Origin of the sequence: Mucilaginibacter daejeonensis, assembly GCF_020783335.1 — a bacterium.
Classification (GTDB): Bacteria; Bacteroidota; Bacteroidia; order Sphingobacteriales; family Sphingobacteriaceae; genus Mucilaginibacter; species Mucilaginibacter daejeonensis.
On sequence record NZ_CP086068.1, the window covers coordinates 4,414,696 to 4,430,825 of the forward strand.

Annotated in this window: 11 protein-coding genes and 1 pseudogene; 4 read left to right on the plus strand and 8 right to left on the minus strand. The window is 49.8% G+C overall.

Annotated elements, in window-relative coordinates; genetic code table 11:
- Nucleotides 1-28: 28 nt before the first annotated feature.
- Complete coding sequence (locus tag LLH06_RS18950) at nucleotides 29-2,485, plus strand: TonB-dependent receptor domain-containing protein (RefSeq protein ID WP_228170862.1); 2,457 nt, start codon at nucleotides 29-31, stop codon at nucleotides 2,483-2,485.
- A gap of 402 nt (nucleotides 2,486-2,887) precedes the next feature.
- Here the strand turns inward: LLH06_RS18950 and LLH06_RS18955 are convergent, their stop codons facing one another.
- Entirely contained in the window at nucleotides 2,888-5,386 is a 2,499-nt protein-coding gene (locus LLH06_RS18955) for a M14 family metallopeptidase (RefSeq protein ID WP_228170863.1), read from the minus strand.
- Nucleotides 5,387-5,502: 116 nt separating this feature from the next.
- Between LLH06_RS18955 and recQ the strand changes: the two genes are divergently transcribed.
- Nucleotides 5,503-7,650: a DNA helicase RecQ gene (gene recQ, locus LLH06_RS18960; protein ID WP_228170864.1), complete on the plus strand. Its 2,148-nt coding sequence runs from the start codon at nucleotides 5,503-5,505 to the stop codon at nucleotides 7,648-7,650.
- Between the two features lie 51 nt (nucleotides 7,651-7,701).
- Here the strand turns inward: recQ and LLH06_RS18965 are convergent, their stop codons facing one another.
- The 6 genes and pseudogenes from LLH06_RS18965 to truB all read right to left on the minus strand — a co-directional run.
- On the minus strand, nucleotides 7,702-8,160 hold the full coding sequence (locus LLH06_RS18965) for a tail fiber domain-containing protein (RefSeq protein WP_228170865.1): 459 nt from the start codon (nucleotides 8,158-8,160) through the stop codon (nucleotides 7,702-7,704).
- Nucleotides 8,161-8,257: 97 nt separating this feature from the next.
- Entirely contained in the window at nucleotides 8,258-8,578 is a 321-nt protein-coding gene (locus LLH06_RS18970; protein ID WP_228170866.1) for a hypothetical protein, read from the minus strand.
- A 102-nt stretch (nucleotides 8,579-8,680) separates the two neighbouring features.
- Nucleotides 8,681-9,715 carry a DUF2157 domain-containing protein gene (locus LLH06_RS18975; RefSeq protein ID WP_228170867.1) on the minus strand — a complete coding sequence of 345 codons (1,035 nt, stop codon included), beginning with the start codon at nucleotides 9,713-9,715 and terminating at the stop codon, nucleotides 8,681-8,683.
- 217 nt (nucleotides 9,716-9,932) lie between these two features.
- On the minus strand, nucleotides 9,933-10,862 hold the full coding sequence (locus LLH06_RS18980) for a bifunctional riboflavin kinase/FAD synthetase (protein WP_228170868.1): 930 nt from the start codon (nucleotides 10,860-10,862) through the stop codon (nucleotides 9,933-9,935).
- Entirely contained in the window at nucleotides 10,859-11,416 is a 558-nt protein-coding gene (locus LLH06_RS18985; RefSeq protein ID WP_228173315.1) for an endonuclease domain-containing protein, read from the minus strand. Before LLH06_RS18985 ends, LLH06_RS18980 begins: the two co-directional genes overlap by 4 nt.
- A pseudogene (gene truB / locus LLH06_RS18990) lies at nucleotides 11,402-12,103 on the minus strand (tRNA pseudouridine(55) synthase TruB); the annotation flags it as partial. The pseudogene truB and the gene LLH06_RS18985, both read right to left, overlap by 15 nt.
- Before the next feature lie 457 nt (nucleotides 12,104-12,560).
- On the opposite strand from truB, the gene LLH06_RS18995 reads away from it, so the two are divergent.
- Both LLH06_RS18995 and LLH06_RS19000 read left to right on the plus strand, forming a co-directional pair.
- The gene (locus LLH06_RS18995; RefSeq protein ID WP_228170869.1) at nucleotides 12,561-14,828 is read left to right on the plus strand and encodes an aconitate hydratase; all 2,268 of its coding nucleotides are present in this window, start codon (nucleotides 12,561-12,563) and stop codon (nucleotides 14,826-14,828) included.
- A 101-nt stretch (nucleotides 14,829-14,929) separates the two neighbouring features.
- On the plus strand, nucleotides 14,930-15,745 hold the full coding sequence (locus tag LLH06_RS19000) for a M90 family metallopeptidase (protein WP_228170870.1): 816 nt from the start codon (nucleotides 14,930-14,932) through the stop codon (nucleotides 15,743-15,745).
- Here the strand turns inward: LLH06_RS19000 and LLH06_RS19005 are convergent.
- Nucleotides 15,730-16,116, minus strand: coding sequence for a hypothetical protein (locus LLH06_RS19005; RefSeq protein WP_228170871.1), 387 nt, complete (start codon nucleotides 16,114-16,116; stop codon nucleotides 15,730-15,732). The two genes, LLH06_RS19000 and LLH06_RS19005, sit on opposite strands and share 16 nt — an antisense overlap.
- Nucleotides 16,117-16,130: the final 14 nt, after the last annotated feature.

The window sequence follows — 16,130 nt, forward strand, 5'->3', positions numbered from 1 at the left end:
TTTTACACACTAAACTATCATAACACACATGAAACCAATAATTTATAAAATATTTGCTGCCATTGCTCTAATAGCCGGACCTGTATTGGCCAAGGCTCAGGCAGTAGCACCTACCGGTAAAGTCAATGGCAACGTGATCAACGATCAAAACAAACCGGTCGACTTTGCCACCATTACCTTATTACGGGCCAAAGACTCGACCGTAGTGAAAAGCAGCCTGACCAACGAGGCCGGTCATTACACCATCGAACGCATCGTTAACGGTACTTACCTGATCAAAGCAACCGTTGTAGGTTATGAGAAAATGGTGAGCGCCCCCGTATCGATCACTGCTAACAGCAACATCACCGTACCTGCATTGCAGTTACGGTCACTCACCAAGAACCTGTCTGCAGTGAATGTGGTAGCTACCAAACCACTGATCGAGCGCAAGATCGACCGCACTGTAATGAATGTGGAGAACAGCGTACTGGCCGCGGGCAACTCAGCTATGGAGATACTGGAACGTGCTCCGGGCGTTACGGTCGATAAGGACGATAACATCAGCCTGAAAGGCAAACAAGGCGTGACCGTAATGATCGATAACAAGTTGACCTACCTGTCGGCTGCACAGCTGGCTACGTTGTTAAGGTCTACCGATGGTAATAACATCCAATCTATCGAGATCATTACCAACCCATCAGCCAAGTATGATGCTGCCGGTAACGCAGGTATCATCAACATCAAAATGAAGAAGAACCGCCAGGCCGGTACCAATGGTAGCTTTGCAGCTACCGGTGGCTACGGCCATAACCATAAGGCCAGCACATCGCTCAACCTGAACCACAAGGAGAACAATGTGAACATCTTTGGTAATTACAGCTATAACAATAACAAACGTCCGCAGGATATTACCTTGAACCGTACCATTAGCAATGGCGGAACCAATACCTTTTTTAATGAGCGTACCGATATGCTGCGCGAGCGTAGCGCCCATAACTACAAGGCAGGTGCCGATTGGGACATCAATAAAAGGAACACTTTAGGCATACAAGTGTCAGGTTACAACTCGGCCTCTGATGCCAGCACGTTTAATAATACGCTGATCAGCCCCGACCAGATCACCAACAGCGCGGTGACCACAACCCGCAATATGGCCACCGACCGTTATAACAACATCACCGCCAACATTAACAACCGCATGGTATTTGATACCCTGGGTAAAGAGTTAAGTATGGATGCTGATTACTCTTACTTTTGGAACCGCCAGACCAACAATTACACCAACAATTACTTTTTTGCCGACGGCCAGACCCTTCGTACCCAGTCATTACTACGCAACAGCCTACCTACCAAGATAGACATCGTGACATACAAGGCCGATTACGTGAATCCTATCGGTAAGACCATGAAACTGGAAGCTGGCTTAAAGGTGAGCTATGTAGGTACCAACAATGACCTCCGTACCGACTCCTTATTGAATAACAACTGGGTAGCCGATGCCGGCCGCACCAACCTGTATAAATACACCGAGAACGTGAACGCTGCCTACTTCAACTTTAGTAAGAGCTGGAAAAAGACCTCGGTACAAGCCGGTCTACGTGCAGAGCAAACCAACTCTAAAGGCGACTCTCGCGATATTAAAGGTGTAGCTTCGGTGAATGAACGCCACTACCTAAGCTGGTTCCCAAGCGTGTTCGTTAACCAGGAACTGAGTGACAACCATACTTTAGGTATCAACTACAGCCGCCGTATAGATCGCCCAAGCTATGATGACCTGAACAGCTTTGTACAGATATTGAACGCTTACACCTATCAGCAAGGTAACCCTAATCTGAGGCCGCAGTTCACCAACTCGTACGAGTTATCATATACCTTTAAAAAACGCTATAACCTGACCTTGGGTTACAGCCGCACCACCGACGTGATGGTAGAGGTACCTAAACAGATAGACGCTCAAAAAGTAACTTTCATTACCCGCGAGAACCTGGCCATACAGAATTCCTACAACCTGAATATGAATTTGCCGTTCACTATAGCCAAATGGTGGAGCATGAACAACAACATCACCGGTTTTTACCTGGGCTTTAAAGCCAACTCACCTGATCTGCAGATCAACAATGGCCAGTATGCGGCCAACGGCAACTCGATCAACACCTTTACCGTGAGCAAGACCTTAAAGTTCGAGGGTACCTTTAACTACCAATCGGCATTGACCTATGGTTTGTTCCATATACGCCGTAACTATGGCTTTGACGCCGGTGTGAGCAGGTCGTTCGCGGCTAAGAAAGCTACTTTGAAATTCTCGGTGAGCGATATCTTTAACACCCGCCAGCAATACCTCACCGTACGCCAGGGCAACCTGAACTTTAACGTGTTCCAAAAGAACGAGACCCGCGTGGCCCGTTTGACCTTTACCTACAACTTTGGTAATGCCAAGATCCAAAGCCGTCGCCATAACAGCGCTTCAGGTGCCGAACAAGGCCGTGTAAAAGGAGGTAACTAAACCAGTACCTGCATCATACTTATATTATATATATATATACAAAGACCGCCACTGTACCACAGGGCGGTCTTTGTATTTTAGTACAACTCTGATCTGAGAGAGTCGTTATCAATTTCGCAAAAATGCTCACACCTCACCTTATCTGGGCGCGATCTGATGTCTTGCTGTACTTTCCAAGGTGTTACATTTCGCGCTTATGGTGTTACATTTGGTGTTACATTCTTGAAAAATGTCGTTTTTTCTTGAAAAAGTTGGGTTTTTACAAATCTCGCAACACTAAAAAACGGGGAAATTTGGGGAATTTGGTTTCATCGGTGTACACTTTTTTGCAAATGTAACACGCTCGTTCCCCTCCTCTCTCCTACCTTTTTAAGGTGCTGATCTCAACATGCCTTTGACCTCTTAATTCACCATGAACACGGCGTTACTGAACAGCAGCTTGCCGCCCTCCCAAAAACTACGGAACAGCGGATCATCGGCCAGGTAAATGATGGTGCCACGGCCTTTAGGCTCCACGCCGAACAGCAGACCAGTGCTTAGTTTTTGTTTGGCCTTTTGGCCGGCAAAGCCTGTAGTGTAGCTATCCTTTTTAAGTACGCCAACATTTACGGCGCCATCGGTCAGGTAGTCGTACACATCATCGCCCAGTTTAAGGGTATAATAGTATTTAGAATAACCGTAACCCAGCGGGTGTGTATTGTCCAGGTATACCTTATATATAGCACCGGGTACATTGCCTTTTAATGATTCGCGGTCACGATCCGCGTACGGCATCAGGTCGGGCTTCTTGTTCTTGTCTTCCTTTTTGTCCTCTTCCTTGCTCTTTAAGTTAAAACCTTTTTTATCGGCGAATTGGCTGATCGCGCCGCCCATGGCGATCAGGCGGCCGCCATCGTTCACCCAATCCTGTATGCGTTCCAGCGGGAACTTGGAGTAGCGCCCATCTGGCAGGATCATTACATCATGATCGCTCAGCTTGATGCGCTCCAGGTCCTGGTAGCGTACCACGGTAACCGGGTAACCGATCTGCTGTTCAAAAAAGTGCCATACCTCGCCCATGTCATTGGCCGATACACCCTCGCCCGAAACCAGCATCACTTTAGGTTTGGCCAAAAAACCTACAGCACTTGAGCCTAGGTCGGCCCCCTTGTCAGAGAAGCCGGTAGTGAGCGGTGTCAATTTGCGCTGATACTTGGAAGCGGCATCAGTAAGCTCCCGTTCCATATCGGCCTGTTTGTTGCCCGCACGGGTGATAATGAGCGAGCCAGCTGCGAATTTTTTGCCGGCCGCCTCGAACGGTGCATTAGACACCCGTACTTTTACGCCTTTTTGCAGCAGGTACGACAAGAACTTCACATCCTCCACACTGCGCCATTCGGCAACGTAGGCATAAGCACCTTTATATTCAGGTGCAGCCTGTGTAAGTGTGCCCGGGGCCGGTTTTGCGCCTGATAGATCCATCGATCCTTTAACGCCGTAGGCCTTAAGACCATAAGCATAAGGTAACGACCATGCCGTGATGTCGTAAGTATTAGAGTCGGCCACAAAGGTCTTGGGTTCCAATAGTACGGTCAGCAATACGGCTTTCGGCTGGTGCGCATCGATCACAATGTCTTTAGGCTCCACGTTAAAACCCTCGGTAGCGCCGGTGAAATAGTTAAAGCCACTTGCCTTGCGCGACAGGTTAGTATGATACTCGATCCGGTTGTTGGTGAGCAGTTGCTCCAGCTTCACCATATTATCGGCATTCTCGTTCTTGATCACATACGTTTGGTACGTACCCGGCGGATTGGTGCGGGCATTATCAAAGTAGCGCTTATACTCGGTCAGTATCTTGGCAGCATTGGCCGATGCTGTTTCGATCGTACTCAACCCGTTAGAGTGATGATGGGCTATGCGATCGGCCAGGGTAAGGGTGTCGCCGCTGCGCATTTGCGCGGCCAGTCCACCTGCCGGGCCACCACCCTGCTCATAGGTCATGCCAATGGAGCCGTTATATAAAGGATAGGTATCTCCATAAGATGGATACAGCAGGTCGAACACCTCTTTGGTAAAGTACAGCCAGCCGTTCTGGTCAAAGTACTTGGCATTGTTCTTCCCGATGGTGGTCTGGAACTCGCGCTGCCACGGCGTAATGTCCTTATGAAAAGGCTCGGCCGCCGGGGCAAAGTAGTATGGGTTGTTAACGCCCTGCTCATGAAAATCGACATGGATCTGCGGCAGCCATTGGTTATACAGACCGGCACGGGCCTGCACCTCCTTTTGCGTTTGCCAGGCCCAGTCGCGGTTCAGGTCAAAGTAATAATGGTTTACCCGCCCACCCGGCCAGGGTTCCATGTGCTCGCGCGATACCAGGTCGGCATCGGGCGTAACGCCACGCACCTGGTTATAAAAGTTCACGTAACGGTCGCGCCCATCAGGGTTCAGGCAAGGATCGATCACCACTATGGTATTCTTTAACCAGGCCTGTGTACGGCTGTTGCCGGGATCCACCATATCATAAAGCGTCTGCATGGCCGCCTCGCTGCTGCTTGGCTCGTTGCCATGCACGTTATAGCTCAGCCAAACAATGGCCGGGGCATTGGTCAGTGTGGCAGGGGCTTTACTCAAACCGGCCAAATACAGGTTGTGGTTACGGATGTCATCCAACCGTGCCAAGTTCTCCTCACTACCTACAAAGGCCACCATAAGGGGGCGACCCTCGTTAGTGGTGCCATAAGGCAACAGCTTTATCTTTTTAGAGGCTTGCGCCATGTACTGAAAATACTCGGCAATGCGGTAATGATAAGTATACTGGCTGCCCAGCTCATACCCTACAAATTGTGCAGGAGTACGCAGCGCCTGTGCGAACGAACAACAAGCCACGGCTAACAGCAAAGCCAGTGTGTAAAGTTTTTTCATGCAAAATGATCTGATGTGCCTAAGCTAAGCAATGCAACGCTAACAACCATTGCCAGCCATATAAAAATTGTAGCTTTGCCCGTTCTAAGGCAGCGCTGACATTCCTTGATCCATCCATGACCCCGTTACAGGCACTACAAAAATATTACGGTTACACGCAGTTCCGTCACCAGCAGGAGGCCATCATTAAACAGGTGATGAGCGGTGGCGATGCTTTGGTGCTGATGCCCACGGGTGGTGGTAAATCGCTTTGTTACCAGTTGCCTGCGGTACTGTTGCCAGGGCTCACACTGGTGATATCGCCCCTGATCGCGTTGATGAAAGACCAGGTGGATGCGCTAAACCTGACCGGCATCCCGGCGGCCTATCTTAACTCTACCCAAAGCAGCGGCGAACAAACCAATATCATTAGCCGTGTCAAAAATGGCGAGATCAAGTTGCTGTATTTGGCGCCTGAGCGGCTGTTCAGTTCGGAGAGCCGTTTGGTAAGCTTTTTGAAACAGCTACCGGTAAGCTTGATCGCGATCGATGAGGCACACTGTATATCGCACTGGGGGCATGATTTCAGGCCCGAGTACCTGATGCTGGCACACTTTAAAACGGAGTTCCCGCTCATACCGGTGATCGCCCTAACCGCCACAGCCGATGAGCTGACCCGGCAAGACATTCGCGACAAGCTGGCCCTGCACCAGCCGGCCGAGTTCGTCTCCTCCTTCAATCGGCCTAACATCAGCTACACCGTGTCGCCTAAAAAGAACGCCTACCAGCAACTGCTCCACTTTTTGAACGAGCGGCGCGACGAGTCGGGCATCATCTATTGCCTGTCGCGCGCGGCCACTGAGGACCTGGCCACCGATCTGCGGGCACAGGGCTATGCGGCCAGTGCCTACCATGCCGGGTTGGACATTGATACCAAGGCCCGCAACCAGGAACAGTTCCTGCGCGATGAGATCAAGATCATGGTAGCTACCATTGCCTTTGGCATGGGTATTAATAAGAGTAACGTGCGGTACGTGGTCCACTACGACCTGCCCAAAAATATAGAAGGTTACTACCAGGAGACCGGCCGTGCCGGGCGCGATGGTTTGCCGTCCGAAGCCTTGCTATTCTTTTCGGCGGGTGATGCTTTTAAGCTCAAGAATTTTGCCCGGGTCGAGGGCAACGAGGAACAAAGCGCCATCATGCTTAAAAAGCTGGACGATATGGTGAAGTACTGCCAGCTACAAACCTGCCGCCGACAGTACCTCATGCACTATTTTAACGAACCCTTTGGTGATCATTGCGGCTCGTGCGATGTTTGCCTCACCGAATATAAGACCATTGATGGTACCGTGCTGGCTCAAAAGGCCCTATCGGCCGTTGCCCGGCTGGATCAGCGCTTTGGCGCGAACTATGTGATCGATCTGCTGCGCGGCTCCAAAAGCGAAAAGATATGGGCCGACCACAAACAGCTCAAGACCTATGGCATTGGTGCCGATGTGAGTAAGGCCGACTGGCAACGCTACATTGCCCAGCTGGTGACCCAGGGCTATTTGCGCACCACCGATGATCAATACCCGATCCTGAAACTGACCGACCAAAGTGAGGACGTGCTGAAAGGCCGCCAAAAGGTAGAGTTCAGCATAGCCGAGGAGGTGGAACTGGCCACCGAGTTGCAGACACCGGTATACGAGGCCGGGCTATTGCAAGACCTCAAGACCATACGCCTCAACCTGGCCATGAAAGAGAACGTACCGGCCTACCTCATTTTGTCTGACGCTACTTTGCTTGAGATCGCCACCTACCTGCCGCAAACCCCTAACGAGCTAAGCAAGATATCGGGTTTTGGTGAAGTGAAATTGGTACGCTATGGCGACGCTTTTTTACAGGCCACACTGGCGTATTGCCACCAGTACGGACTGACCTCCAAGATCGGGACCAAGCAAAGCAAGCCAGCCACCCGCACCAAAAGCCCTCGGGCATCATCAGGTAACACCCAGCGCGAGAGCCTTGAACTATACAAGGGCGGCCTGAGCTTGGACGAGATCGCGCAACAACGCCAGTTAAGCATCACCACCATACAGAACCACCTGTGCGGCTTCATCGAGACCGGCGAACTGGATGTATATGAACTGGTGACAGCCAAAAAGATCCCTGCGATACAGGATGCCATTGAGAAGTATGGCACCGAGCGCCTTGCTCCCCTCAAAGAGGTATTGGGCGATGCCTACACCTATGCCGAGATAAAGGCGGTGATCAGCTGGTCAAAAAAAGATCAGGCATAAAAAAAGCCGGGTCCCTGATCAGGGACCCGGCTCATTACACATTTTATTTAATTACTTGCTCCCTACTGAGGCCGAGGTGTTATTGTTCTTTTGTAAAGAACGTAACTCCGCTTTCAGGGCGTCGATCTGTTGTTGCTGCTCTTTGATGGCGCCCAACAGTACAGGCACCAAACCTTGCACATCAACGGTGCTAACATCGGCCGAGCGCTGGCTGCCTTTGCCGGCAGGATATAGCCTGCTTTCGGTACGTACCAGGGCCGGTAATACCGAACGTACATTATCGGCATTGAAACCATACTGGGTACCACCCGGCATCTTCACACCCGGTACCAGTTGGGTATTATACTGGTAAGTAACCGGTTGCAGTCGGTTCACCGCATCTAAAGCGCCGGTCACGGGCGACATATTCTTTTTGAGGTCGTCCTCATTAACTTGTTTGGTTTGTGCTAACGCTACAGTAGCGAATAATGACAGTGCCAATTGCACCATCACGAATTTCAAATTTTTCATGATCGTAGTTATGATAGATAAAATAAATAGGTACACTAACGGGACGGCCATGCACATGCATTACCCGACCGGTTGAAAAGGGAATAAGAAAAAAAGCTTAGCAGGATGGCGGTGGAGTGAGTACCTCGGCGTAATGCCAGTATGAGGCACGATCGTTCACCACACCTTTAGAACGGTAGGGCAATAAAAGTACGGGTTCGGTAAAGTTGAAATAAGTAAGCTCGTGAAGATAGTCTCTCGCTGTCTCTACCCTCAGGCTTTCGGTCTCCTTGATAGGATCTTCGGCGCTGTTGTCATCACCATTGATACTGGCACTGATGTGCTGGCCAAAAATAGAGATAACAGGAATATGGCTGCCTTCGAGCATGATCGCAAGCAGGAAACTTAAAGCAAGATATTTTAAGGAACTGGTCTTCAAAACTGGCTTATAACTATCGGTACAAAAATACGAATTAGTTATATTTTTAACGTTGGGCGCTAAAATATGTTTCGAATTTATGACGATACACCGCCCTGATCATCACACGTTCAGGTTCCAGATCTTTTCAGCCCGGCGGCCAATGAACCAGAACGATAAGGCCAGTATAGCAAAGAATACCGTGTACGGGATGTGGCTCCACAGGTACTCAAAGTATTTGGTGTAAATGAAGATGAGCACGAACGTGATACCGAACTCGCGTGCGATGGCATCCTTGGTCTTTAACCCAAAGAGGGTGAACCCACCGGCCACAGCCATGGCTATAATTCCCCAGTAATAAAGGTCGAGCTGCTTTACGTTGGCCCACTCTTCTATGTGGCCGTAATTGCCAAATATGCTGAGCAGCCACAAAGAAATGAATAGATATAAGAGGGCGACCACGTAGGTAAGGTCCCAAAAGTTGGCCAGCCATTTTTTGCTTTTTAGCAGGTAGCAACCAGCCAACAGCACCAGGCTGAACAATACGAAACGCAACGGGTAATTCAACCCTAAAAAGTAATAGCTCCAGCGCGTTTGATAACCGGTCTCGGTACCGAACCAACTACCCAATGATACCAGCATGAACAGCCAGATCATACGCGAGTTAAGTTTATAGGCAAGCACGCCATAAATGAGTACCGAGAGCAGGAATAACAAAGAGAAGTGCCCGGAACCGTTATCGAGCGCTTTGCCCAGGTAAGCTATGCTACAGGCCGTGAACAACACCCCGGTAAATATGGTAGCCTCATTACTGAAAACCCGTTCGGGGTATATCTTTTCGCGGCGGTTGCCCAAAAAGTAAGCAGCGGCGGCGATCAGGGCAGCCGCGGCACTGATCAGGATATCAGGCGTATAATACAGTCCTTTTAGCCAGTTGAGTACCTTATCACTAATGATGAGTGAACCAATGGCGATGGCGCCGCAAACGAGCGCGATCCAGAAAGAGTATTGCGCCAGGCGCATCCAATCGAAACCTTTTACCTCGGTAGAGCTTTTCAGTTGTTTGACCTGTTCGGGCGTGAGCGAGCCTTCGCGTTCCCAATGGGTCAGCACGCGGTCGAGGAACTCACTTTCCTGCTTATCGAGGTTCAGTTTCATTTAGTGCGTTGGTAGTTGGGGTGTGATTCACAGCAGTTTTTACGCTGACCAACCCCATCTAAAAGACCAATTTATAAAGTATTAGCGAATTATGAGAAAAAAGATGGATCAGTTCATAGTTTATAGATGATAGTTCATGGTAGTTATTGATACTCATAGAAAGTGATGGCAGAACATACTTCCTCCATGAACTATGAACCATCAGCTATCAACTCTTCTACGAATCCAACATCTTCAAAACCTCTACTCTATCCTGCGCCAGTTGTTCTTTCAATCCTTCCAGTGAGGTGAACTTTACATCATGCCGTACAAAATGGATAAAGTTCATTTGCAGGGTCTGGTTGTAAATGTCGCGGTCGAAATCGAATATATTGACCTCGATATTGCGGGTCATACCGTTAATGGTGGGCCGATGACCGATATAGGCCATCCCTTTGAACTCCTCGTCGCCAATTTTTACCGTGGCGGCGAATATGCCATCGGCCGGGATCAGCTTGTAGCCTTCTTCTACCAGTAAGTTTGCCGTAGGATAACCCAGTTGCCGCCCGATCTGGTTACCGCGGATCACCTTGCCTGTTATAAAAAAGGGGTAACCTAAAAAGGTATTGGCCTTGTCGATATCAGACACCATAAGCGCTTCCCGTATACGGGTCGAACTCACGGCTACATCGTTAATGTCTTGTTCCGGTATCTCGATCACCTCAAAGCCGTATACCGGCGCTGCTTTTTGCAGATCAGCTATACCGCCCTGGCGGTCCTTGCCGAAACGGTGATCATATCCGATAATGATGCGGCGGGTACCAATGCGGTTCACCAGCACATCGCGGATGTATGCCTCAGCCGTTTGGTTAGAGAAATCGCGAGAAAAAGGTGTAATGATCAGGTGATCGACACCCAATGCTTCCAGCAGTTGAGCCCGCTCATGTATGGTGGTGATCAGCTTAAGGTCCTGGTCCTCCGGATGAATGATCATGCGCGGATGCGGAAAAAAGGTAAGGATCACCGTTTCGCCGCCGGTCTGTTGCGCCAGTTCTTTCAACTGGGCTATGATCTGCCGGTGCCCCTGGTGTACCCCGTCAAAGGTCCCAATGGTGACCACCGCATTACTCAGCGGCGTGAACTCGTCAATGTGGTGATAGATCTTCATGATAAACCTCCGGCCCCTCCAGCCCCTCCCAAACCCTCCCCGGGAGGGAGGGCTTTATAATAATTATCGGATGACATTTCGTTTGTTGATAAGTGAACTTTTTGCTCCCTATCTGGTAGGCTATTTATCTTTTCGTTTATAATGCCAAATATCTTTTGAGGAGCGCTTAAAACTTCATCATTCGTGAATCTGACCACTTCGAAGCCCCAATGATTCAGCATTTCTGTTCTTGTATCATCGGCTTCTTTATTGGTTTCGTGGTATTTGCCGTCAACCTCGATCACCAATCCTTTTTGTAAGCACACAAAGTCAACAATGAAGTTATCGATCACATGCTGCCTCCTTACTTTGTAACCGGTGGCGTTGTTACGCAGTAATTGCCACATCACGTTTTCTGCTTCTGTAGGAACATGACGATTGGCCAGGCTATTTCCTTTCAGGGTTTCATAGCTCAGAGGATTCGCACTCTCCCGGTAGGTCCTGACGTTCTCACCGTCGTTCTCCTGAAGCCCTCCCTCCCGGGGAGGGTTTGGGTGGGGCTTTTGCTTGATCATATTCACCAGCTCCATAACCTCCCAGGCATCTTCTACCTTGAAATTGCCACTACGCGTACGGCGCAGGCGGCTCAGGTAGGCGCCGTTGTTCACGGCCTTGCCCAGGTCATGTGCCAGGGAACGGATGTAAGTGCCTTTGCTGCATACGACCCTGAAATCTACCTCGGGCAGTTCGATACGGGTAAGTTCGAATTCGGTGATGGTCACCGTGCGCGACTTGAGTTCTACGTCCTCACCGCGGCGGGCCTTTTCGTACAGGCGTTCGCCGTTCACCTTGATGGCCGAGTGCGCTGGCGGGTATTGCTGTATCTCACCGATTAACTGAGCACAGGCGTCGCGCAGGTCCTGCTCGTTCAGGTGGGTGATATCAAAGGTCTGGTCGGGCTCGGTCTCCATATCATATGATGGGGTGGTGGCGCCCAGTACCAACGTGCCGGTGTATTCTTTTTCTTCGGCCTGAAAGGTATCGATCTGTTTGGTCATTTTGCCGGTACAGACGATCAGCAATCCGGTGGCCAGCGGGTCAAGGGTACCGGCATGGCCTACCTTTAATTTCAGGGGTTTGAAAGCGTTACGTACTTTGCCTACGATGTCGAAACTGGTCCAGCGGTAAGGCTTGTTGATCAGCAGCAGCTCGCCTTCGGCAAAATCGAAATGCTCTTTATGTTTGGTGTATAGTTCGCTCAAGATGCGGTAGTTAAAACGCAAAAATACGCATTTTAGGTGGAGTTGGTGATGGGGTGTTGGATGAGGGATGATTGTGGTAAGTTCGCTACGTTTATGTTACCAACTTGTCATCCTGAGCGGAGCCGAAGGATCTTATACAGCTGACTATCTCACCCGCTTGGCGTATGTGATGTTTCACTGAGTTCAACATGACAAGTGGCAGTAAGTACGACGGACCTAACCTGATACCCGAGACGCCCGAGTACCCCGTCTATCTTCTCCAACAGCCTAACTATTCCGCCGTGTCGGTCAAACACTTACACCAGCGAGGTGTTGTAATCGAGAATAAATCTAAATAGTATTTGACCCAAACCCATTTACCTTTCAAACTGTAAATTTCGTACATTCGCGGCGTTCGCACTTTTGCAGAGTTCGCGAACGTACTATTGTTCATTTTTTACCTAAAAGGATCAAACAAATGGCTTTTGATTTAGATATGATCAAAAAGGTGTACGACCGCTACAGCAGCCGTATAGATGCGGCCCGCAAAGCGACCGGCAAACCTTTGACTTTAACCGAGAAAATTTTATATGCCCACCTTTCTGAAGGCGAAGCTAAAGCAGCTTTTCAGCGTGGTGTGGATTATGTTGACTTTGCACCTGACCGTGTGGCCATGCAAGATGCCACCGCGCAAATGGCCCTGCTGCAGTTCATGCAAGCTGGTCGCCCTAAAGTTGCGGTACCTTCAACCGTGCATTGCGATCACCTGATCCAAGCCAAGATCGGTGCTACTGAAGACTTAAATACAGCTAAAGACATCAACAGCGAGGTTTATGACTTCCTGTCGTCAGTGTCTGATAAATACGGTATCGGTTTCTGGAAACCAGGTGCAGGTATCATTCACCAGGTAGTGTTAGAGAACTACGCTTTCCCGGGTGGTATGATGATCGGTACCGACTCACACACCCCTAACGCGGGTGGTTTGGGTATGGTGGCTATCGGTGTTGGTGGTGCTGATGCCTGCGACGTGATGGCTGGCCTGCCATGGGAGCTTAAATTCCCTAAGCTGCTGGGTGTGAAACTGACCGGTAAACTTTCGGGCTGGAGCTCGGCCAAGGACGTGATCCTGCGTGTGGCTGGCATTCTGACCGTAAAAGGCGGTACCGGTTACATCGTTGAGTACTTTGGTGAAGGTGCCCGTTCATTATCGGCCACTGGTAAAGGTACCATCTGTAACATGGGTGCCGAGATCGGTGCTACCACCTCTATCTTCGGTTACGACGATAAAGCTGCTGCTTACCTGCGTGGTACCAAACGTGCCGACATCGCTGACATGGCCGATGCCATTGCCCAGCACCTGACCGGCGACGAAGAGGTTTACGCAAACCCTGAGCAATACTTTGACCAGGTGATCGAGATCAACCTGAGCGAGCTGGAGCCACACATCAATGGTCCGTTCACTCCGGACCTGGCCTGGCCTTTATCAAAATTCGCTACTGCTGTTAAAGAGAACGGCTGGCCAACCACTTTAGAGGTAGGTTTGATCGGCTCTTGTACCAACTCATCTTACGAGGATATCACCCGTGCGGCCTCTTTGGCCAAACAGGCTATCGATAAGAACTTGAAGACCAAAGCCGAGTACACCGTAACCCCAGGTTCAGAACTGGTGCGTTACACCGTAGAGCGCGATGGTTATTTAGATACCTTCGAGAAGATAGGTGGTGTGATCTTGGCAAACGCCTGCGGTCCATGTATCGGTCAGTGGTCACGTCATACTGACGATCCTACCCGCAAGAACTCGATCATCACTTCGTTCAACCGTAACTTTGCCAAACGTCAGGATGGCAACCCTAATACCCACGCTTTCGTGGCTTCGCCTGAGATCGTTACCGCTTTAGCTATCGCCGGTGATCTTACCTTTAACCCAATGACCGACACGCTGACCAATCAGAACGGTGAGCAGGTTAAGTTAGACGAGCCTCAAGGCATCGAGCTACCAGTAAAAGGTTTTGCTGTTGAGGATGCCGGTTACCAGGCACCAGCTGCCGATGGTAGCGGCGTACAGGTGATCGTTGATCCAAAATCGTCACGTTTGCAATTACTGGAGCCATTTGCGGCCTGGGAAGGTACCGACCTTAAAGATCTGCGTTTGCTGATCAAAGCTAAAGGTAAATGTACTACCGACCACATCTCTATGGCCGGTCCATGGTTAAAGTTCCGTGGTCACCTGGATAACATCAGTAACAACATGCTGATCGGTGCCATCAACTACTTTAATAACAATGCCGATAGCGTTAAAAATGAGATCACTGGTGAGTACGGTCCTGTACCAGCTACTCAGCGCGATTACAAAGCCAATGGCATTGGTACCGTAGTAGTAGGCGACGAGAACTATGGCGAAGGTTCATCACGTGAGCACGCTGCCATGGAGCCACGTCACTTAGGCGTACGTGCGATCCTGGTAAAATCATTTGCCCGTATCCACGAGACCAACCTGAAAAAACAAGGTATGCTGGCCATCACCTTTGCTGATACTGCCGATTACGACAAAGTTCAGGAAGATGACAAGATCGACATCCTGGGTCTGACCGAATTTGCTCCTGGTAAACAACTGACCGTGGTGTTACACCACGCCGACGGTTCGCAGGATTCATTTGCTGTTAACCATACCTACAATGCTCAGCAGATCGAGTGGTTCAAAGCCGGTGGCGCATTGAACATCATCCGTAAGCAACAAGCTGCTTAATTCTTTTAAGCTCTAAGTATATCAAAGCCCTTGCCTAAAGCAAGGGCTTTTTGCTTTTAGCAACCTTTTACCCGGTACGGTGTTATCATCATCCATATACTATGATCACGTTCACCATCATCACCGTTATAATATTGCTGGGCCTGGGTTATGCGGCCTATAGACTGTTCAGTAAAAAGCCTGCCGATCTGCCTGCCAATGTTACGCTTAGCAAGCCGTTACAACAGTTGCTGCAACAGCATGTGAGTTATTACCGCGACCTGGCCGATACTGAAAAGCCCCGGTTCGAAAGCATGATCGCCGGCTTTTTGGAAGCGGTACGCATTGAGGGTGTAGGTTTGGAGATCACCGACCTTGACCGGGTGCTGATCGCCTCAAGCGCTATCATCCCCATTTTTGGCTATAAAGAATGGCGTTATACCAACCTCACCAATGTGATCTTGTATCCTGACACATTCAACAATGAGTTTCAATTTGAGGGCGATGGCGAGGGCCGCAACATAATGGGCATGGTAGGCTCAGGCTATATGAACGGGCAAATGTTACTATCGAGGGCGGCATTGACGAAAGGCTTTTCGGCTACATCGGGCAAGAGCAATACCGGCATCCACGAATTTGTGCACCTTTTAGATAAAAGCGATGGTGCTACGGATGGTGTGCCTGAGAATGTATTACCACATGAGTATGCTACGCCTTGGCTCAAGATGATGCACCAGGAGATCAGTAGGATAGAACGCGGCCACTCTGACATCGACCCTTACGCGTCCACCAATGAGGCCGAGTTCCTGGCTGTAGCCTCCGAGTACTTTTTTGAGAAGCCCGACCAGTTCCGTCAAAAGCACCCTGAACTGTATGAGCAATTGAGCCGCATATTTGCACAAGACCCGGCCACTGGGCGTGATCAGTTAATATCGTAAATATATCCGGAAGCGGCCGGACCAGCTACAAAGCAGGTGTACACAGCGCAGTTATTACCGCCGGTACGGTCGTCTTTAGATACGCGGAAGCTGATATCGGTCTTGGCCCGGTTAGTGCGTAAGAACTCGTCTACGTAGCAATAGTTCTTCACCATAAAAGCGTTCTGGTAGGTTTGGGTCGAATTCGGGACTGCCCAGCTTGAGGTACCAATGGTGCCTATATCATTGGTCACCTGGATCACTACCGTGCCACAGGCGTTATACACTATTTTCCCTGTGAAGGTCTTGCTGTAAACGGTCTCTTTTCGGCAACCGGTAATGATGATGGTCAGCGCTGTTAAAATGATCAGGCAGGTAGTGATATGTTTCATGGTACTATTTTACT

What these genes read in the sequence shown, in the direction of transcription:
- LLH06_RS18950 (WP_228170862.1), top strand. Translation starts at nt 29, where the DNA reads ATGAAACCAATAATTTATAAAATATTTGCTGCCATTGCTCTAATAGCC.
- LLH06_RS18955 (WP_228170863.1), bottom strand. Translation starts at nt 5,386, where the DNA reads ATGAAAAAACTTTACACACTGGCTTTGCTGTTAGCCGTGGCTTGTTGT.
- recQ (WP_228170864.1), top strand. Translation starts at nt 5,503, where the DNA reads ATGACCCCGTTACAGGCACTACAAAAATATTACGGTTACACGCAGTTC.
- LLH06_RS18965 (WP_228170865.1), bottom strand. Translation starts at nt 8,160, where the DNA reads ATGAAAAATTTGAAATTCGTGATGGTGCAATTGGCACTGTCATTATTC.
- LLH06_RS18975 (WP_228170867.1), bottom strand. Translation starts at nt 9,715, where the DNA reads ATGAAACTGAACCTCGATAAGCAGGAAAGTGAGTTCCTCGACCGCGTG.
- LLH06_RS18980 (WP_228170868.1), bottom strand. Translation starts at nt 10,862, where the DNA reads ATGAAGATCTATCACCACATTGACGAGTTCACGCCGCTGAGTAATGCG.
- LLH06_RS18985 (WP_228173315.1), bottom strand. Translation starts at nt 11,416, where the DNA reads ATGATCAAGCAAAAGCCCCACCCAAACCCTCCCCGGGAGGGAGGGCTT.
- LLH06_RS18995 (WP_228170869.1), top strand. Translation starts at nt 12,561, where the DNA reads ATGGCTTTTGATTTAGATATGATCAAAAAGGTGTACGACCGCTACAGC.
- LLH06_RS19000 (WP_228170870.1), top strand. Translation starts at nt 14,930, where the DNA reads ATGATCACGTTCACCATCATCACCGTTATAATATTGCTGGGCCTGGGT.
- LLH06_RS19005 (WP_228170871.1), bottom strand. Translation starts at nt 16,116, where the DNA reads ATGAAACATATCACTACCTGCCTGATCATTTTAACAGCGCTGACCATC.